This window comes from Streptomyces sp. AA4 (genome assembly GCF_000158875.1).
In the GTDB taxonomy this organism is placed as follows: Bacteria; Actinomycetota; Actinomycetes; order Mycobacteriales; family Pseudonocardiaceae; genus Amycolatopsis.
In genome coordinates, this window is record NZ_GG657746.1 from 6,784,646 (window position 1) to 6,802,642 (window position 17,997).

General features: G+C 68.5%; 22 protein-coding genes. 3 read left to right on the forward strand and 19 right to left on the reverse strand.

The window, feature by feature from the left end; all coding sequences use genetic code 11:
- The 4 genes from SSMG_RS30835 to SSMG_RS30850 form a co-directional block, all read right to left on the reverse strand.
- On the reverse strand, positions 1-1,973 hold a 1,973-nt coding region (locus tag SSMG_RS30835), incomplete at its 3' end, for a protein meaA (RefSeq protein ID WP_037718276.1).
- A gap of 92 nt (positions 1,974-2,065) precedes the next feature.
- Positions 2,066-2,383: a DUF6191 domain-containing protein gene (locus SSMG_RS47345; protein ID WP_234392774.1), complete on the reverse strand. Its 318-nt coding sequence runs from the start codon at positions 2,381-2,383 to the stop codon at positions 2,066-2,068.
- A gap of 3 nt (positions 2,384-2,386) precedes the next feature.
- Complete coding sequence (locus SSMG_RS47350; RefSeq protein ID WP_009082563.1) at positions 2,387-2,920, reverse strand: hypothetical protein; 534 nt, start codon at positions 2,918-2,920, stop codon at positions 2,387-2,389.
- 67 nt (positions 2,921-2,987) lie between these two features.
- A complete protein-coding gene (locus SSMG_RS30850) occupies positions 2,988-3,539 on the reverse strand; it encodes a hypothetical protein (RefSeq protein ID WP_009082564.1) in 552 nt (183 codons plus the stop codon).
- A gap of 124 nt (positions 3,540-3,663) precedes the next feature.
- Between SSMG_RS30850 and SSMG_RS30855 the strand changes: the two genes are divergently transcribed.
- Positions 3,664-4,290: a LysE family translocator gene (locus SSMG_RS30855; protein WP_009082566.1), complete on the forward strand. Its 627-nt coding sequence runs from the start codon at positions 3,664-3,666 to the stop codon at positions 4,288-4,290.
- Between the two features lie 7 nt (positions 4,291-4,297).
- Here the strand turns inward: SSMG_RS30855 and SSMG_RS30860 are convergent, their stop codons facing one another.
- From SSMG_RS30860 to SSMG_RS30870, 3 genes are read right to left on the reverse strand one after another with little or no spacing between them, the layout of a single operon-like run.
- Positions 4,298-5,488 carry a S9 family peptidase gene (locus tag SSMG_RS30860; protein WP_009082567.1) on the reverse strand — a complete coding sequence of 397 codons (1,191 nt, stop codon included), beginning with the start codon at positions 5,486-5,488 and terminating at the stop codon, positions 4,298-4,300.
- On the reverse strand, positions 5,485-6,291 hold the full coding sequence (locus SSMG_RS30865) for an NmrA family NAD(P)-binding protein (protein WP_009082569.1): 807 nt from the start codon (positions 6,289-6,291) through the stop codon (positions 5,485-5,487). Before SSMG_RS30865 ends, SSMG_RS30860 begins: the two co-directional genes overlap by 4 nt.
- A complete protein-coding gene (locus SSMG_RS30870) occupies positions 6,284-6,679 on the reverse strand; it encodes a nuclear transport factor 2 family protein (protein WP_009082570.1) in 396 nt (131 codons plus the stop codon). The genes SSMG_RS30865 and SSMG_RS30870 overlap by 8 nt, the downstream gene beginning before the upstream one ends.
- A gap of 94 nt (positions 6,680-6,773) precedes the next feature.
- Here SSMG_RS30870 and SSMG_RS30875 point away from each other — a divergent pair, with 94 nt between their 5' ends.
- Complete coding sequence (locus SSMG_RS30875) at positions 6,774-7,367, forward strand: TetR/AcrR family transcriptional regulator (RefSeq protein WP_100267155.1); 594 nt, start codon at positions 6,774-6,776, stop codon at positions 7,365-7,367.
- Between the two features lie 47 nt (positions 7,368-7,414).
- Here the strand turns inward: SSMG_RS30875 and murA are convergent, their stop codons facing one another.
- On the reverse strand, positions 7,415-8,689 hold the full coding sequence (gene murA / locus SSMG_RS30880) for a UDP-N-acetylglucosamine 1-carboxyvinyltransferase (RefSeq protein ID WP_009082574.1): 1,275 nt from the start codon (positions 8,687-8,689) through the stop codon (positions 7,415-7,417).
- A 64-nt stretch (positions 8,690-8,753) separates the two neighbouring features.
- Between murA and SSMG_RS30885 the strand changes: the two genes are divergently transcribed.
- Positions 8,754-9,317, forward strand: coding sequence for a cob(I)yrinic acid a,c-diamide adenosyltransferase (locus tag SSMG_RS30885; protein WP_199786368.1), 564 nt, complete (start codon positions 8,754-8,756; stop codon positions 9,315-9,317).
- Between the two features lie 34 nt (positions 9,318-9,351).
- Here the strand turns inward: SSMG_RS30885 and SSMG_RS30890 are convergent, their stop codons facing one another.
- The 11 genes from SSMG_RS30890 to SSMG_RS30940 all read right to left on the reverse strand — a co-directional run bounded on the left by SSMG_RS30890 (position 9,352) and on the right by SSMG_RS30940 (position 17,995).
- The gene (locus SSMG_RS30890) at positions 9,352-9,522 is read right to left on the reverse strand and encodes a hypothetical protein (protein ID WP_158688119.1); all 171 of its coding nucleotides are present in this window, start codon (positions 9,520-9,522) and stop codon (positions 9,352-9,354) included.
- 86 nt (positions 9,523-9,608) lie between these two features.
- Positions 9,609-10,043 (reverse strand): DUF2550 domain-containing protein, encoded by a 435-nt coding sequence (locus SSMG_RS30895; protein ID WP_009082580.1) that lies wholly within the window; start codon positions 10,041-10,043, stop codon positions 9,609-9,611.
- Between the two features lie 27 nt (positions 10,044-10,070).
- Positions 10,071-10,427 (reverse strand): F0F1 ATP synthase subunit epsilon, encoded by a 357-nt coding sequence (locus SSMG_RS30900; RefSeq protein WP_202506480.1) that lies wholly within the window; start codon positions 10,425-10,427, stop codon positions 10,071-10,073.
- A 123-nt stretch (positions 10,428-10,550) separates the two neighbouring features.
- Positions 10,551-11,978 carry a F0F1 ATP synthase subunit beta gene (gene atpD, locus SSMG_RS30905; RefSeq protein WP_037715400.1) on the reverse strand — a complete coding sequence of 476 codons (1,428 nt, stop codon included), beginning with the start codon at positions 11,976-11,978 and terminating at the stop codon, positions 10,551-10,553.
- Complete coding sequence (locus SSMG_RS30910; RefSeq protein WP_009082585.1) at positions 11,978-12,916, reverse strand: F0F1 ATP synthase subunit gamma; 939 nt, start codon at positions 12,914-12,916, stop codon at positions 11,978-11,980. Before SSMG_RS30910 ends, atpD begins: the two co-directional genes overlap by 1 nt.
- Before the next feature lie 11 nt (positions 12,917-12,927).
- Positions 12,928-14,565, reverse strand: a complete 1,638-nt coding sequence (gene atpA / locus SSMG_RS30915; RefSeq protein ID WP_009082586.1) for a F0F1 ATP synthase subunit alpha — start codon at positions 14,563-14,565, stop codon at positions 12,928-12,930.
- A gap of 54 nt (positions 14,566-14,619) precedes the next feature.
- Entirely contained in the window at positions 14,620-15,444 is an 825-nt protein-coding gene (locus SSMG_RS30920; RefSeq protein ID WP_009082588.1) for a F0F1 ATP synthase subunit delta, read from the reverse strand.
- A gap of 6 nt (positions 15,445-15,450) precedes the next feature.
- Entirely contained in the window at positions 15,451-16,005 is a 555-nt protein-coding gene (locus tag SSMG_RS30925) for a F0F1 ATP synthase subunit B (RefSeq protein WP_037715403.1), read from the reverse strand.
- Positions 16,006-16,033: 28 nt separating this feature from the next.
- Complete coding sequence (locus SSMG_RS30930) at positions 16,034-16,288, reverse strand: hypothetical protein (protein WP_009082593.1); 255 nt, start codon at positions 16,286-16,288, stop codon at positions 16,034-16,036.
- 58 nt (positions 16,289-16,346) lie between these two features.
- Positions 16,347-17,132 carry a F0F1 ATP synthase subunit A gene (atpB, locus tag SSMG_RS30935; protein WP_009082594.1) on the reverse strand — a complete coding sequence of 262 codons (786 nt, stop codon included), beginning with the start codon at positions 17,130-17,132 and terminating at the stop codon, positions 16,347-16,349.
- A gap of 383 nt (positions 17,133-17,515) precedes the next feature.
- Positions 17,516-17,995, reverse strand: coding sequence for a hypothetical protein (locus SSMG_RS30940; RefSeq protein ID WP_009082596.1), 480 nt, complete (start codon positions 17,993-17,995; stop codon positions 17,516-17,518).
- Between the last annotated feature and the right edge of the window lie 2 nt (positions 17,996-17,997).

The following is a 17,997-nucleotide window of genomic DNA, read 5'->3' on the forward strand; positions in this document are numbered from 1 at the left end:
CCCAACCCGTGCCGCTCCCGAACCAACTCCACAATCCCAGCCATAATATCCGTCAACTCATAATCCTTAGGCGTAAACACCCGAGCAATCCCCCGCTCCGCCAAAACGGCAGCATCATCCGGCGGAATAATCCCGCCCACGATAACCGGAATATCCCCAGCCCCAGCCGCCCGCAACCCGTCGACGACCAACGGAACCACCTCAAGATGCGACCCGGACAACACAGACAACCCGACCACGTGCACCCCCTCCTGCACCGCAGCCGCGACAATCTGCTCCGGAGTCAGCCGAATCCCCTGATAAACCACCTCGAACCCGACATCCCGAGCCCGCACGGCAACCTGCTCAGCCCCATTGGAATGCCCGTCCAGCCCAGGCTTCCCCACGAGGATCCGCAGCCGCTCCCCCATCTCGGCCTCGGTCCGGCGCACCAGCTCCCGAACCCGCTCCAGTCCAGGGTCCCCCTGCCCAGCAGCCGCCGCGGCGGAAACCCCAGTAGGCGCCCGGTATTCCCCGAACACCTCCCGCAACGCCCCAGACCATTCGCCGGTCGTCACCCCAGCCGAAGCACACGCCAAAGTAGCCTCGAACAAATTCGCGGATGTCCCCGCCGCTTCCTTCAACGCAGCAAGAGAAGCAGCGACAGCAGCGTTGTCCCGCTCCTCCCGCCACTTCTCCACCGCGGCGACCGCGGCCTTCTCCACCGCGGGATCGATAGTCTCGATCGCCTTGGCCCCCTCCGCCTGCAACGGCGAGGGCTCAGTCGTCTCGAACTTGTTCACCCCGACCAGAACCCGCTCCCCGTTCTCCACTCCCCGCCGATACTCCGCGAGAGAAGAAACGAGCTGCGATTTCATGTACCCGCTCTCGACGGCGGCCACCGCCCCGCCGAGATCCTGCACCCGCGCGATCTCCTCGCGTGCCCCGGAAACGATCTCGTCGACCTTGGCCTGCACCACGTGCGACCCGTCGAAAATATCCTCGTACTCCAGCAAATCCGTCTCGAACGCCAGCACCTGCTGCATCCGCAACGCCCACTGCTGATCCCACGGCCGAGGCAACCCCAGCGCCTCGTTCCAAGCAGGCAGCTGAATCGCCCGCGCCCGCGAACCCCGCGACAGCGACACCGCCAGCATCTCCAGCACGATCCGCTGGACGTTGTTCTCCGGCTGCGCCTCAGTGAGCCCGAGCGAGTTCACCTGCACGCCGTACCGCAGCCGCCGCGCCTTCGGGTTCTCGACTCCGTAGCGATCGCGCGTCAGCTCGTCCCACAACTGCGTGAACGCGCGCATCTTGCACATCTCTTCGACGAACCGGACGCCCGCGTTGACGAAGAACGAGATCCGCGCGACGACCTTCTCCATGTCGGCCTGGTCGACCTGGCCGGAGTCGCGCACCGCGTCCAGCACGGCGATCGCGGTGCACAACGCGTACGCGACCTCCTGCGTCGGCGTCGCGCCCGCTTCCTGCAGGTGGTAGCTGCAGATGTTGATCGGGTTCCACTTCGGCACGTGGTGCACGGTCCACGCGATCATGTCGGTGATCAGCCGGAGGCTCGGCCCGGGCGGGAAAATGTAGGTGCCGCGGGACAGGTACTCCTTGATGATGTCGTTCTGCGTGGTGCCGGTGAGCTTGGCCAGCACCTCGTCGACGTCGCGGCCCTCGGCCTCGGCCTGTTCGCGGGCCACCGAGACGTACAGCGCGAGCAGCCACATCGCGGGCGCGTTGATGGTCATCGAGGTGTTGGCCTCGGCGAGCGGGATGCCGTCGAACAGCTGCCGCATGTCGCCGATGTGCGAGACCGGCACGCCGACCTTGCCGACCTCGCCGCGCGCGAGCACGTGGTCCGGGTCGTAGCCGGTCTGGGTCGGGAGGTCGAAGGCGACCGACAGCCCGGTCTGCCCCTTGGCGAGGTTCCGCCGGTACAGCTCGTTGGACGCGGCGGCGGACGAATGACCCGCATAGGTGCGCATCACCCAGGGCCGGTCGCGCTCGTGGTCGGTGGGGTACGGCACGGTGCACCTCTCTTCGCCGAGACGACCGCCCGAGTGTACCCGCCGGTAACTTAATCGGCGGAGTGGATTCGGCCACGCCCGGGTGACGCGCCGGGCCGGACGACCACTACCCCGCGGTCGAGGTCGACGGTACCCAGCGGCGGCGCTCCCTGCGCTTCCTCCTCCAGGGTCATCTCCACCGAGTCCCGGTGTTCGAGCTCGTTGCGCTTGGTGCCGTAGAGGAACGCGGTGACCTCGTCGAGGTAAGTCGAGGACAGCCGCGCCTTGAGCCGGGACGGTTTCTTCTTCCTCCGCAGCTCCCACCCGCCGACGATGAGCAGCACGATGGTGGCGACCGGCAGCGAGAGACCCAGCAAGGTCAGCAGCATGTCCTACCCAACGGCCGGGGAGCGCGGAGCGTTCCGGGAAATCAGCTCGGCGACGTGCGCGGCGTCCGGGACGGCCATCAGCTCCGGCAGGATCGGATGCCAGGCGGGCCGGGACCGGAAACCCTGGTCGCGCAGCCATTCGGCGGTGGTGGGGTGGAAGTCGATCGTCCCGGTGCCGTCGCCGTGGTCGCGCACCCTCGGCTTTCCCAGATCGGCCAGCTGGACCCAGCGGAACTCGATGCCGGGCGGCGACTCCGACACGAAAATCAGCCTGCGATCGGTGACGAGGTAGGTCGTCACGGCGATGAAGCCACGCCGCTCGCGGTTGCGCTCGAACCCGCTGGTGATGAACAGGCTGAACACGACGATCCAGCCGATCATCGCCCAGCGGCTCAGGTCGAGGACCGCGGCCAGCGCGGAGACGACGAGGACCAGGATCCCCACCGTGACGTAGTAGTGGTAGTCGCGGTAGCGCCGCACGTAGCGCTGCGGCCGCCCGGACCAGAGCAGTCGTTCGTCTTCGGCCAGTGGGTACATCGCGCCCTCCTCGCTCCCTGAGGAATGCACGCCGTCCGGTTCGCCCGGGTTGCCCGGCCCGCCGGAATTATTCGGCCCTGGAGCCAACCGCCGCAGAGCGCATCCGGGCGATCAACTCGGCGACGTGCGCGGGGGCCTCGATCGCGACCAGTTCGGGGACCATCGTCGCGAGCGGCGACTCAGCCCGGAACTGCAGGTCGCGCATCCGGACGCGCAGCGGAGCCCCGAATCCGACGGTACCGGTGCCGTCGCCGTAGTCGCGCACCCGCGGCACGCCCAGGTCGGGAAGCCACACCCAGCGGAACTCGATGCCCTCCGGACGGTAGGCGACGAAGACGACGCGGCGTTCGGTCACCAGGTAGCTCAGCCCCCCAAACATCGCCTTCCGCCGCCGGTTCCGTTCGGAACCCAGTCCAAGCGCCATGCCGAAAAAGACCGGCCACAGCTGGAAGACGGCGGAATACACGTCGAACCGCGCGACGGCGATGACGCCGAGCGCGACCAGCACTCCAAAGCCCACCGTTGTGACGAGGTAGATGTGGTAGTCCGCGTACCGGCGCGGGTACCGCCGCGGCCGCCCGGACCAGAGCAGTCGTTCGTCTTCGGCCAGCGGATACATCGCGCCCTCCTCGCTCCCTGAGGAATGCACGCCGTCCGGTTCGCCCGGGTTGCCCGGCCCGCCGGAAACCGTGTGACGGAAATCCGCGAGACGGCGACCGGTCCGGGATCTACCGTGGTCAACCGTGACGTGGAGCGGGTACGGCAGTTATCTGGTGATCGTGGTTCTCATCGTGCTCGCGCCGGGGCCGGACACGATGGTGATGCTCAAGAACGCGCTGTCCGGCGGGGCGCGGGGCGGTTTGCTGGCCACGGCGGGCATCTTCGCGGGCAACGCGGTGCAGGGCACGGCCGCCGCGCTTGGGCTTGGGGTCGTTATCGCTCGTTCGCAGCCGGTGTTCCTCACGCTCAAGTGGCTCGGCGCGGCGTACCTGCTGTACCTCGGCTTCCAGGCCCTGCGCGGTGCCTGGCGCGGCAACTACGACACCGTCGCCGACACTCAGCGCAAGCGCGCCAGCGGCTTCCGGCGGTGGCGCGAGGGCTTCCTGTCGAACATCACGAACCCCAAGGTCCTGGTGCTGTACCTGTCGGTGCTGCCGCAGTTCCTCGACCCGGTCCGCACGACGACCTGGGACGCGCTCGTGCTCGCGTACACGGTCGCCGTGCTGGGCACGATCTGGCTGCTGGTCCTCCTGTTCTTCGTGCACCGGGTCCGCGAGTGGCTCAACCGCCGCAAGGTCCGGCGCGCGCTTGACGGGGTGACCGGCACCGCGCTGGTCGGGTTCGGCGCGGCGCTGGCCCTCGAGTCCTGACGCCGGCTCAGAGAACCTCGTCCAGCCAGTCGTAGACGCGGCCGTTCGCGAGCCGCATCGCGCCGACGTGGCAGTGTGCGTCCGCGCCCTCCTCCGCGGTGAAGTTCAGCAGCTTCTTCGGACCGCGGACCCGGTCGTACAACTGCTGCGGTTGTCCGGTGAAGAACAAGTCCTCCGGTGCGTCGCAGATCAGCGCCGGGCACGTGATGCGCTCGGCCACGCCGTCGTACAGGTTGTATTCGAGGTACTTCGCGAGGAACTCCCGATCGCTCGCGCCGCCCATCACGTACCGGCCGTGGCTCAGTGCCCAGCGGACGGTCGGGCTCTGCTCCCGCGCACCGGCGAGACAAGCGTCCAGTTCCGGATCCTCCGGCGCGTTCGCCCGGCGGACGATCTCGTCGCGGTCCCACGGGAGTTGCTGCACGAACGGCGCAGCGGCGTCGAAGAGGCCGTCCACCGCCACGACGGCCGCCAGCCGCGGCTCGAACGCGGCGGCCCGCGGTGCGAGCATTCCGCCGAGGCTCCAGCCGATCAGCGCGACCTTCTCCGCGAGCACGTCCGGGAGAGCGAGCGCGTAGTCGAGCACCTGGCTGACGACGTGCTCCCAATCCGGACGGAACAGCAACCCGTCGCGATGCACGGCGCTGGGTTGGCCGGGGCCGTCGAATGTCAGGACGTGGTAGCCGCGTTCCTGGCCGGCCGTCGCGCCCATGAAGTGCAGGTCTTCGGCGCTGCCGTCGAAACCGTTGTGCACCACCAGAAGCGGCTTCGGCCCGTCGCCCGGAGCGCGGTAGAAGTAGCCACGCAAAACGTGACCGTCGTAGGGGATTTCGATCCGTTCGACGTTGTCGATCGTCTCGATCGCCCGCTGGAAGCACTCGACGTTGCGCTCGTAGGCGTAGTTGATCCGCGGGTCGTCCGGGTTGCCGTGCAAGAAAAACTCGGCGCGGCGGTAGTACGTCGAGGCCCGCAGGTACGCGTCGCGCGCACTGACCGGGTGCATGGTGGCGGCTTCGGCGTAGAGCCGTTCGGCGGTGGCGAGCCACGCGTCGTGCCAGCTGTCGTAGTCACCGGATTTGACGTTCGACGCGATCGCGACGACCTCGCCGAAATCCGCGCCGCCGTACGCGATCTCGCCCAGGGCGACCAGGGTTTCGAACCAGAATTGGGGGTCGTCTTCGAACAGCAGCGGCTTCATCGGATCTCTTCTTTCGCGAAGGTGCGGAAATCACGGGCGGGTCGCCCGGCGACCCGCTCGACGGTGTCGGTCACGCGGTCCTCGGCGCCGCCGCGGATCGCCTCGTCCAGCGAGGCGAGCATTGCGGCGTACGACTCGGGAAGGCCGTCGCGGACCAGGAATTGCTGGTACTGCTGGGAAGAAACCGGGGCGTGCACCACCGGATGGCCGAGCTGTTTCCCGACGATCTCGGCGGCCTCGCCGTAGCTGAGCGCGCGCGGACCGGTGAGGAGGTGGTCGGTGTTGTGCGGTTCCGGATCGAGCAGCGCGCGGACGGCGACCGCGGCGATGTCGCTCGCGTCGACGAACGCCACGCGGGCGTCGCCGGTCGCGGTCACGATCCGGCCCGCGCGGGCGCTGTCGCCGACCAGGTGCCCGGGAAGGAAGTTCTGCATGAACCACGACGGCCGCAGCACCGCCCAGCCCGGTTGACGGCGGACCAGGCCAGGCAGCTCGCCCACCACCGGGGTGTGTTCGTCCACGGCGGACGAACTGAGCAGGACCACGCGGGCATCCGGCGCGTGCTTGAGGAACGCCTCGACGAGCGGCTGCGGCTCGGGCGCGACCGGGGCGATCAGGTAGACCGCCGAGACCCCGTCCAGCGCCGGGCCGTACGTCGCGGGATCATCCCAGTCGAACCGGATCTGGCCGGGCTCAACGGGATTCCGGGTCGCCGCCCGGGCCCGCACCCCGGCCTCGCGAAGACCTCGCACGACGCGGCTGCCAGTGGTGCCGGTCGAGCCGAGCACGAGTACGTCAGACACCGGGCACCCCGAGCACCTCGGTCACGGCGAGCGGGCTCCAGTAATCGCGGTAGCGGCGGATCAGGCCGTCGCGGACGGTCAGGACCACGACGTAGCGCAGTCGGTACGGCTTCTGCGTGGCGACCGCGATGCCGGCCAGTTCGAACTCCGCGATCGTGACCTCCGGGTCGGTCGTCTGGTGCACGGTCTTCGCGACGACCTCGCGGTGGTCCAGCAGGTTCGGATAGTCGCTCAGGTACTCGGCCAGCGCCGCGCGGCCTTCGACGCGCTCCGGCCGCCCGGGCGCGGCGAACGGGAACTCGGTCACCGCGTCCTCGGCGAACAACTGCAGGAATCCGGCCATGTCGTGCTCGATCAGCAGGTCCAGCGCGTGCTCGATGACTGTCATCGAACCCCCTCCTCAGGAATGGACGAGACGGTACCGTCTCAACGACAACGTACACGGGACGGGACCGTATCGTCCACCCGTTATGCTGACCGGCATGACGACCCGCCGGACCCCGACCGGAGCTGCCGTGCTGCAGCCCGACGTCACCTACGCCATCACCGAAGCCGTGATCGACGAACTGGCCGACCACGGCTTCGGCAGGCTTTCGATGGAAGCGGTCGCGAAACGCGCGGGCGTCGGGAAAAGCGCGCTATACCGGCGCTGGCCGTCGAAAGACGAAATGATCGGCGCGGTCATCGCGGAATTCAGCGTGGCGCGCGCGGTGGACCCGGACACCGGCAGCCTGCGCGGCGATATCCGGGCGACGCTGGAAGCGCTCTACGAATGGATCACGCACCCGCGGTTTTCGCGGATTTTCCCCGGGCTGATCGCGGAAGCCCGCCGAAACCCGGCGATGGCCGAATTCGCCCGGCACACGATCGGCGGGCCGCGCCGGGCGATCAACCGGGCAGTGTTCACCAGGGCGATCGAGCGCGGGGAGATCCCGGCGGACACCGATGTCGAGATGGCCCTGGACATGGGCGCGGGGATCATCTACTGGCGATTGATCGTGCGCGGAGCGTCCGTGGAGGAAGGGTATTTGGACCAGGTGACGGATTTGGTGGTGCGCGCGTTGAAAAGCTCGTGAGTGTTAGTTCCGGTTAGAACCGGCACAAACACTCACGAGCCCCCAACTCAAGCCCGCTCCGGCTCCCCCGTTACCCGCTCGATTCGCGCGCCCAGCCGGTTCAAGTTCTCCACGAAATGCGGATATCCGCGGTCGATGTGGAACACGTCCCACACCTCCGTCACGCCGTCCGCGCACAGCCCGGCCAGCACCAGACCGGCCCCGGCGCGGATGTCCGACGCCCACACCGGTGCGCTGGACAGCTTCTCGACGCCCCGGACCACCGCGTGGTGCCCGTCCGTACGGGCGTCGCCGGAGAGCCGGATCATTTCCTCGATGAAGCGGAACCGCGCCTCGTACACGTTTTCCGTGATCATCGACGTGCCCTCGGACACCGCCGACAGCGCGACCGCGAACGGCTGCAGGTCAGTGGCGAAACCGGGGTACGGCAGCGTCACCCAGTCGACCGCCTTCGGACGTTCCGCCTGGACGACCCGGAAACCCTTGTCGTCGTAGGTGGTCACCTCCGCGCCGGCCAGGCGCAGTTTGTCCAGGACCAGGTCGAGGTGGTGCGGGTTCACGCCGCGCACGGTCAGGTCGCCGCGGGTCATCGCGGCGGCGAACGCCCAGGTCGCGCCGACGATGCGGTCGCCGATCACGCGGTGTTCGGTCGGGTGCAGCTGCTCGACGCCGTGCACGGTGAGCGTCGAGGTGCCCGCGCCCTCGATTTTCGCGCCCATTTCGGTCAGCATCGTGCAGATGTCGGCGATTTCCGGCTCGCGGGCGGCGTTGTCGATCACCGTCGTGCCCTCGGCCAGCACGGCCGCCATCAGGATGTTCTCGGTCGCGCCGACGCTCGGGAAGTCCAGCCAGATCTGGGTGCCGACCAGCGTTTCGGCCTTCGCGACGACACAGCCGTGCTCGATCGTGCTCGTCGCGCCGAGCTTGCGGAGGCCGTTCTGGTGCATGTCCAGCGGACGCTGGCCGATCGCGTCGCCGCCGGGCAGCGCGACGACCGCCTGCTTCAGCCGCCCGACCAGCGGGCCCAGCACGCACACCGAGGCGCGCAGCTTGCCCATCGCCGCCGAATCGGCGCGGTGCGACAGCTCCGCGGGCGTCGTGATGCGCGCCGTGTCGCCCTCGATCTCCACCTCGCAGCCGACGCTGCGCAGGACATCGCCCATCAGCGGGACGTCCAGGATCTGCGGGCAGTTCGTGATGGTCGTGGTGCCCTCGGCCAGCAGTGCCGCGGCCATCAGTTTCAGCACGCTGTTCTTGGCGCCGACCACGTCGACCTCGCCGACCAGCCGCGCTCCGCCGTGCACGTCGAAGTGCTCGCTCATGGCCGCCAATCATGCCCTCTCGCCCAGTTTTGCCCGAACCCGGGCCGGTAGAGTCGGGCGCATGGTGGTTCGTATCAACCGGGTCTACACGAAGGTCGGCGACAGCGGCACGACCGCGCTCGGCGACGGCTCCCGGGTGCCCAAGACCTCTGCCCGGCTGGCCGCCTACGCCGACACGGACGAGGCCAATTCCGTGCTCGGCCTGGCGATCGCGCTCGGCGGGCTGTCCGACGAGATCTCCGGCGTGCTGCGCCGCATCCAGAACGACCTGTTCGACGTCGGCGCGGACCTGTGCCTGCCGATCCAGGAAGACCCGCCGTACGAGCCGCTGCGCATCACCGAGGCCTACCTCGAACGGCTCGAGGGCTGGTGCGACGAGTTCAACGAACGCCTGCCGAAGCTCACGTCGTTCATCCTCCCGGGCGGCACCCCGGGCGCGGCGTTCCTGCACCAGGCCCGCACGGTCTCCCGCCGCGCGGAACGCTCCGCGTGGGCCCTGATGGAGGCCGAGCCGGACACGTCGAACCCGATCGCGGCCAAGTACCTGAACCGGCTCTCGGACCTGTTGTTCATCCTTGCCCGGCTGGCGAATCCGGAGGGCGACGTGCTGTGGCAGCCGGGCGGCTGAGGCAGCCGCTCTCCCCACCGCGAGCACCAGGGGGTTACCGGCCCCAGCTGGCCTCCTGAGCGGCCCAGTAGCGCTCGTAATCGACGTCCCACGTCGAATCCCGGCCCGGCTCGACGGCCTGGGCGGCAGTGAGGTCCTCGAGCCGCACCGGCTTCGGCAAGCTCTGCCAGCGGCGGGCCCGGTCTTCCCGTTCTCGGGCGTCCATCCGCCCAGGGTAGCGCCGCCGAACCCGCGGCACGAGCAGCAAAAAGCCCGCCACCGCAGAACCGGTGACGGGCCTTGCTGAAAAACTCACGAAGCTCGCGGCAGCCTTCGCCCCGGCGGAGCCGATTCGAGCCACGACAGGAACCCGGTCAGCGCACCCGGTCCCATCGCGATCTCGATCGCTTCCTGGTCCGAGGACTCGCAGCGCAGCACCGTCGAGCCCTCAGGCACGGCGTACGCCTCGGACCCGGACGGATCCCGCCGGTCCGCGATCTGCATGCTGTCCCGCTGGAACACGCGGTCCGGGCCGGTGCGCAGGCTCCACACGCGGTACCAGACGAACTTCTCGCCCTCGTAGCGGCCGAGGCCCAGATGCCAGCTCGACCGCGGACTGTCCGGACGCCACCGCAGCGCCACGCTGACGCCGCCGCCGCGGCGCATCCGGATCCACCGCTGGCCGTACCAGCCGACCACGACGACGAGCACGATCAGGAGCACTAGCACCACTACAGCGATCTGCACGGCCCGGCTCCTGCCCGTCTACTTCGCTCAGACCGACTGCCCGGCCGCGCGGAGCTGGGCCGTGGCCCTCGTCCGCTCCGCCTCGTCGCCGGTGCTGAGGGCTGCCTTCGCGGCGGCCACGTCGATTTCGTCGGACAGCTCGGCGCTCTCCGCGAGCACGCTCACCCCGGTCGCGGTCACGGACAGGAACCCGCCGTGCACCGCGGCGGTCAGCACGTCGCCGTCCGTCGTGTTCACCTTCACCACGCCACCCTCGACGAGCTGGCCCAGCACCGGCTCGTGTCCGGGCATGATGCCGATCTCGCCCTCGGTGGTCTGCGCCACCACGAAGGTGGCGGTACCCGACCAGAGCCGGCGCTCGACGGCAACCAGCTCCACGGACATCTCAGCCACGTAGCACTCCTTCGCTCGGGGTGTCACCACCGAGTGTAATAGGTCTTGCTTCGGTTACGAGAACGGCGGGGGCCGATGTCCACAGTGGACAGTGCCCCCGCCGGTCTCACGCACTCACTTGCCGGTGATCTCGTGGTACTTCTTCTCGAGGTCCTCGAGACCGCCGATCCCCAGGAACGCCTGCTCCGGGTAGTGGTCGAAGTCGCCCTTGGTGATGCGGTCGAACGACTCGATGGTCTCGGCCAGCGGCACGGTCGAGCCCGGGATCTGCGTGAAGGCCTCGGCCACCAGCATGTTCTGGGACAGGAACCGCTCGATCCGGCGCGCCCGCTGCACGGTCAGCTTGTCCTCTTCGGAAAGCTCGTCCATGCCGAGGATCGCGATGATGTCCTGCAGCTCCTTGTACTTCTGCAGGATCCGGATGACCTCGGAGGCGACGCGGTAGTGGTCCTCGCCGACGATCGCCGGGTCGAGGATCGTCGAGGTCGACGCCAGCGGGTCCACCGCCGGGAAGATGCCCTTCTGGAACACCGACCGGGAAAGCTCGGTGGTGGCGTCCAGGTGGGCGAACGTCGTCGCCGGGGCCGGGTCGGTGTAGTCGTCCGCGGGCACGTAGATCGCCTGCATCGAGGTGATCGAACGGCCTCGGGTCGAGGTGATCCGCTCCTGCAGCTGGCCCATCTCGTCCGCCAGCGTCGGCTGGTAGCCCACGGCCGAAGGCATGCGGCCCAGCAGGGTCGACACCTCGGAACCGGCCTGGGTGAAGCGGAAGATGTTGTCGATGAACAGCAGCACGTCCTGGTTCTGGACGTCGCGGAAGTACTCCGCCATGGTCAGCGCGGACAGCGCGACGCGCATACGCGTGCCCGGCGGCTCGTCCATCTGGCCGAACACGAGGGCGGTGTCGTTGATGACGCCGTCCTCGGACATCTCCAGGAAGAGGTCGTTGCCCTCACGGGTGCGCTCGCCGACGCCGGCGAACACCGAGGTACCGCCGAAGTTCCGGGCGACACGGGTGATCATTTCCTTGATCAGCACCGTCTTGCCCACGCCCGCGCCGCCGAACAGGCCGATCTTGCCGCCCTGCACGTACGGGGTCAGCAGGTCGACGACCTTCAGGCCGGTCTCCAGCATCTCCGTCTTGCCCTCGAGCTGGTCGAAGGGCGGCGGGTTGCGGTGGATGCCCCAGCGCTCGAGGTCCTCGCCGTAGCCGGGCTCGTCCAGGCACTCGCCGAGCGCGTTGTAGACGTGGCCCTTGACCTTGTCGCCCACCGGCACGGTGATCGGGCCGCCGGTGTCGGTGACCTCCGCGCCGCGGACGAGGCCGTCCTGCGGCTGCAGCGAAATCGTGCGCACGAGGTTGTCGCCGAGGTGCGCCGCGACCTCGAGGGTCACCGTCTTGCGCAGCTGCTCGAACTCGATGTCGACCTTGAGCGCGTTGAACTGGTCGGGAACGGAACCGCGCGGGAACTCGACGTCGACGACCGGCCCGGTCACCGAGACGATGCGCCCCTTGGCGCGCGGGGCTTCAGTACTGGTCATCAGTCATCACTTCCTGCTGCGGTGAGCGCGTTCGCGCCACCGACGATTTCGGAGATCTCCTGGGTGATCTGCGCCTGCCGGGCCTGGTTCGCCTCCCGCGTCAGCGTGTTCACCAGTTCGTTCGCGTTGTCCGACGCGGCCTTCATCGCCGTGCGGCGGGCGGCCAGTTCGGACGCCGCGGATTCGAGCAGCGCGGAGTACAGCCGGGTGTTGATGTACTTCGGCAGCAGCGCCGAGAGCAGCTTGTCGGCGCTGGGCTCGAACTCGTAGCTCGGCAGCAGACCGGCCGGCTTCTCGTCCTCGCCGTCGGAGTACTCGACCTCCAGCGGCGCGACCCGCTTGGCGACCGGGCGCTGCGTCAGCATCGACACGAACTCGGTGTACACGACGTGGATCTCGTCCACGCCGGTGACGCCGTCCGGGTTGCCCGAAGCGTCGTCGACCCCGGCGTTGAAGGACTGCACCAGCGTCTCGGCCGCCGCGACCGCGTCCGGGTAGCCCGGCTGGTCGGAGAAGCCCGTCCAGCTGCCGGCCACCGGGCGGTTGCGGAACCGGTAGTAGTTCAGGCCCTTGCTGCCGGTGGTGTAGACGTCGACGTCCTTGCCCTCGGACTTGAGGAGGGCAAGCAGCTCTTCGGTCGCCTTCAGCACATTCGAGTTGTAACCGCCGCACTGGCCCTTGTCACTGGTGACGACCAGGACGGCGGCGCGCTTCGGGTTCGGGCGCTCGACCAGGAGCGGGTGGTCGAGGTTGGCCGCCGCGCCGGCCAGCGCCGAGAGCACCTTGGTGATCTCGTCCGCGTACGGCCGGGAAGCGGCGACCTTCGCGCGCGCCTTGGTGATGCGCGCGGTGGCGATGAGTTCCATCGCCTTGGTGATCTTGCCGATCGACTTCGTCGCCTTGATGCGCGAGCGAAGCTCCCGGAGTTGTGCGGCCATGGGCTACCAGCTCACTTCTTCGGGGCGGGCTTGTTGACCTTGACGGTCTCCTGCCCGACCTTCTCGGCGGCCATCGCGTCGGCGTTCGACTCGAGCGGCTTGCCCTCGGAGGTGGTGAACTCCTTCTTGAACTCGTTCACCGCCGCGATCAGCGCGTCGCGGGTGTCGTCCTCGAACTTGCCCGTGTCGCGGATCGCGCCCAGCACCTCGGGGTGCTTGCGGCGCGCCGAGTCGAGGAACTCGTGGTTGAAGCGGCGCACGTCCTCGGTCGGGACCGAGTCGAAGTAGCCGTTCGTGCCCAGGTACACCGTGGCGACCTGCTCCTCGACCGGAACCGGCGAGTACTGCGGCTGCTTGAGCACCTCGTACAGCCGGGCGCCGCGCTCCAGCTGCGCCTTCGACGCGTCGTCCAGGTCCGAGGCGAAGGCGGCGAACGCCTCCAGCTCGCGGTACTGGGACAGGTCGATGCGCAGCGAGCCCGCGACGTTCTTCATCGCCTTGACCTGCGCGGCGCCACCCACGCGGGAGACCGAGATACCCACGTCGATGGCCGGGCGCTGGCCGGCGTTGAAGAGGTCCGACTGGAAGAAGCACTGGCCGTCGGTGATCGAGATGACGTTCGTCGGGATGTAGGCCGACACGTCGTTGGCCTTGGTCTCGATGATCGGCAGCCCGGTCAGCGAGCCCGCGCCCAGCTCGTCCGAGAGCTTCGCGCAACGCTCGAGGAGACGGGAGTGCAAGTAGAAGACGTCGCCGGGGAACGCCTCGCGGCCCGGCGGGCGGCGCAGCAGCAGCGAGATCGCGCGGTAGGCGTCGGCCTGCTTGGTCAGGTCGTCGAACACGATCAGGACGTGCTTGCCCTCGTACATCCAGTGCTGGCCGATGGCCGAGCCGGTGTAGGGGGCGATCCACTTGAAGCCGGCCGAGTCCGAGGCCGGGGCCGCGACGATGGTGGTGTACTCCATCGCGCCCGCGTCCTCGAGCGCCGACTTCACCGAGGCGATCGTGGAGCCCTTCTGGCCGACCGCGACGTAGATGCAGCGGACCTGCTTCTTCGGGTCGCCGGTCTCCCAGTTGGCCTTCTGGTTGATGATCGTGTCCACCGCGACCGCGGTCTTGCCGGTCTTGCGGTCGCCGATGATCAGCTGGCGCTGGCCGCGGCCGATCGGGGTCATCGCGTCGATCGCGGTGATGCCGGTCTGCAGCGGCTCGGACACCGGCTGGCGCTCGACCACCGAGGCGGCCTTGAGCTCCAGCGCGCGGCGGCCGGTGGTCTCGATCTCGCCGAGGCCGTCGATGGCCTGGCCGAGCGGGTTGACGACCCGGCCGAGGTAGCCGTCGCCGACCGGCACCGAGAGGACCTGGCCGGTCCGCTTGACCTGCTGGCCTTCTTCGATGCTCTCGAAGTCGCCGAGGATCGCCGCGCCGATGGAGCGCGCGTCCAGGTTCAGCGCCACGCCAAGGACGCCGCCCGGGAACTCGAGCAGCTCGTTGGCCATGGCCGAGGGCAGCCCTTCGACGTGGGCGATGCCGTCACCGGCGTCGGCGACGACGCCGACCTCTTCCCGCTCCACCGAAGGGGCGTAACTCGAGACGTAATTCTCGATCGCGTGGGCGATCTCGTCCGAGGAGATCGTCAGCTCCGCCATTTCGTTCCCGCTCTCGCTTCTGTTCTGTCCAGTGTGCAAAGTCTGTTGTGCCGCTCAGGCCCGGCTCAGCGTGCGGCGCACCGCCGCCAGCTGCCCGGAGGTGCTGCCGTCGATGACCTCGTCCCCGACGCGGACGACGAGGCCGCCGCCGAGTGCCGGGTCGATCTCGACGTGCAGCGCGATCGGCCGCCCGTAGATGCCGTCGAGTTTGGTCCCGAGAAGGGCCCGCTGCTCGTCGGTGAGCGCGTTCGCCGAGGTCACGTACGCGACCGAGCGCTCGCGCCGCTCGGCGGCCAGCGCGACCAGCTTGTCGAGCGCGTTGCCGATGCCGCGCCCCTTGGCGCGCTGCACGGCCTGCTCGACCAGGGTCTCGACGACCGCGTCGACCTTGCCCGCGAACAGCTCGCGGACCAGGGTCCGCTTCGCTTCCGCGGGAGCGGTCAGGTCGGACAGCGCCGCCTCGAGTTCCGGGGCGCCCGCGACGATCCGCGCGACCTGGAACAGCTGAGACTCGACGGTTTCGACGTTCCCGGCCTTTTCGGCGGCGGTGAGCAGCGCCGAACGGCCGACCGACTCGAGCCCGTCCACCAGCTCGCGGGGACTGGACCAGCGGCTGCCCGCCACGGTGTCGAGCACCTTCAGGGCCTGCTCGCTCAGCTTTCCGTCGAACAGGCGGCGGACCAGGCCCTGGCGGCTCTCCGGAGCGACCGAAGAATCGCCGACCGCGCGGCGCAGGCCGATTTCGCGGTCAAGGAGGTCGACGACCGAGAGCAGCTCGTCCCCGACCTTCGCGGGATCGGCGCCCGCTCCGGCCAGCACCTCGCCGAGCGAGCGCTCGGCGAGGTCGAGCGCTTCACGGCTCGCAGCATGCAGCGTCATCTCTGGTTACTTCCCCGCTCCGTTAGTGGCCCCGGCGGTGTCCAGCTCCGCGAGGAACCGGTCGACGGTGCCGCGACGGCGCGCCTCGTCCTCGAGCGACTCGCCGACGATGCGGCCGGCCAGCTCGACCGCGTTGCGGCCCATTTCGGCCCGCAGCTCGGCGACGATCTGCGCCTTCTGCGCCTGCAGCTGGGCGTGGCCCTGCGCCACGATCCGCTGGGATTCGGCCTCGGCCTGCTCCCGCAGCTCCGCCTTGATCTGCTCGGCTTCGAGCCGGGCGTCGTCGCGGATCTTCGCGGCCTCGGACCGGGCGTCCGCCAGCTGCGCCTTGTACTCCGACAGCGCCTTCTCGGCCTCTGCCTGAGCCTTCTCGGCTTTCTCGATCCCGCCTTCGATCTTCTGCGCCCGCTCCTCGTACGCCTTCTCGAAACGAGGGACGACGTACTTCTTGAGGATGAACAGCAGGATCAGGAAGGCGACGATGCCGAGGATCAGTTCCGACCAGTCCGGAACGATCGGGTTGTGTGCGTCTGCGGCGAGCACAACTTGGGTCTTCAGCACAACGTCTCCTTACGCGAGAGCGGACGACTCAGGCGGAGGCGATGAAGTAGATGACGATACCGATCAGGGCCAGCACCTCGGTGAGCACGAAGGTGGCGTAACCGATGCCCTGCAGCTTGCTCTGGGCCTCCGGCTGACGCGCGGTGCCGTTGATCACCGCGGCGAAGATCAGGCCCACACCGATGCCGGGGCCGATCGCGCCCAGGCCGTAGCCGATCGCGGCGAGGCCCTTGTTGAGGTTGATGGTCTCGGCAGCGGCCTGGGCCAGAACGATGTTGCTCACGAGCGTTTCCCTTCACTTCGGTCCGCGCACTCACGCGGATCGGGGTCTGTGTGTGTTCTCAGTGCTCCGACGCCAGCGCGGCGCCGATGTACCCCGCGGACAGCAGGGCGAAGATGTACGCCTGGAGGCACTGGATGAAGGCCTCCAGGAACGTCAGGCCGATGGCGAAGATCCACGCCACCAGCGACACCGGCTTCAGCGCGATGCTCGAGGTCTCGGTCAGCAGGAAGGTGCCGCCGAGGGTGAAGACCGCCAGGATCAGGTGTCCCGCGAACATGGCGGCGAAAACACGGATGGCGAGCGTGAGCGGGTTGAGGAAGAACTTCTCCGCGAACTCGATCAGCGCGTACAGCGGCAGCACCGCGCCGGGGACGCCGGCCGGGGCGAGCTCCTTCTTGAAGTACCCGCCGAGGCCGTGCTTCTTGATCCCCACGTAGTGGTAGACCGGGTAGACCACGAGCACCGACAACGCGACCGGGAACCCGAACCGCGCCATGGTGGGGAACTGCAGGAACGGGATGACCCCGTAGAGGTTGTTCAGCAGGATGAAGGTGAACAACGCGAAGATGACCGGCACGAAGCGCTGGAAGTCTTTCGACCCGATCTGCTCGCGGGCGATGTTGTTGCGCGCGAAGTCGTAGATGCCCTCGGCCACGAACTGGCCCTTGGTCGGGACGACCTTCAGCTTGCGCGTCGCCAGCAGGAAGTACCCCGCGATGATGATCACCGAGAGCACCACCAGAAGCATCGGCTTCGTGACGAAGCCGAACAACGGCGGCAGCTCAAAGCTTTCGGCGCCAGGGGGCGCGAAGGTCGCACCCTCGGTCAGTACCAGCGCGGCCACTGGGCTCCTCCCGGTTCTCCCGGCCGGCGTTCACTCCGCCGGGGGAATCGTCACGATCTGGACTTAACGTACCCGATACGCATCGGGACGCCGGAGGCGGCGGTACCCACCGCGCGCGGAGCCATATCACCGGTCCGTGCACGAGGGATGTCTCGCGTGAACACTGCCCTGCGGTCTACTTCGGACCAGCTGGAGAGAGGCGGAACCATCCGGTCGCCACACTGCTGATCGCGGTTCGTCGTCGGGAGTGCGCGGCCGAGGCCGCCACCCATGACGCGGACCATACCAGCAGGTCAATCACTGCCGTACAGGCGTACTCCTTACCAGCCGAACGGTCCAGGACCTAGGTCCCGGGTCCGGCCGGGACCCTTGTCCCGAATCCGTCAATTCGCGGCGGGAATGATGGTCGGAATACGCGCTTTGCGAAATGCCGCGAACTCCGCGGCGGCGGCCACGAGAATGGCGACGATCATCGTGATCCCGAGAGAAAGCGGGTGCAGCACGGTGACGCCCTTGAGCAGAGTGAGCGCGAGGAACAGCAGGATGACCTTCGCCGCGTAGCCGCCGAGAGCGATGAGCATCACCAGCGAGGGGTCCTGTCCGGCGGATACCTTCATCATGCCCAGCGTCGACAGCGAGGCGATCATCGCCAGCACGCCGCCGACGAGAGCGCCGAGGAAGCCGTGCAGTCCGTTGAGGACGGTGAAAAGCACAATGCAGACCAGGATGAACGGTGGCGTGAACAGCAGCGAGGCGCGCGTCATCGAGCGCGCGAGCTGGCGCACCGGAGCGGCGTGCGGGTTCTCCGGAGCTGTGGCCTGAGCCGTGGCCTGGGACGTCTCGGGCGTCTCGGTGTCGCTCACTG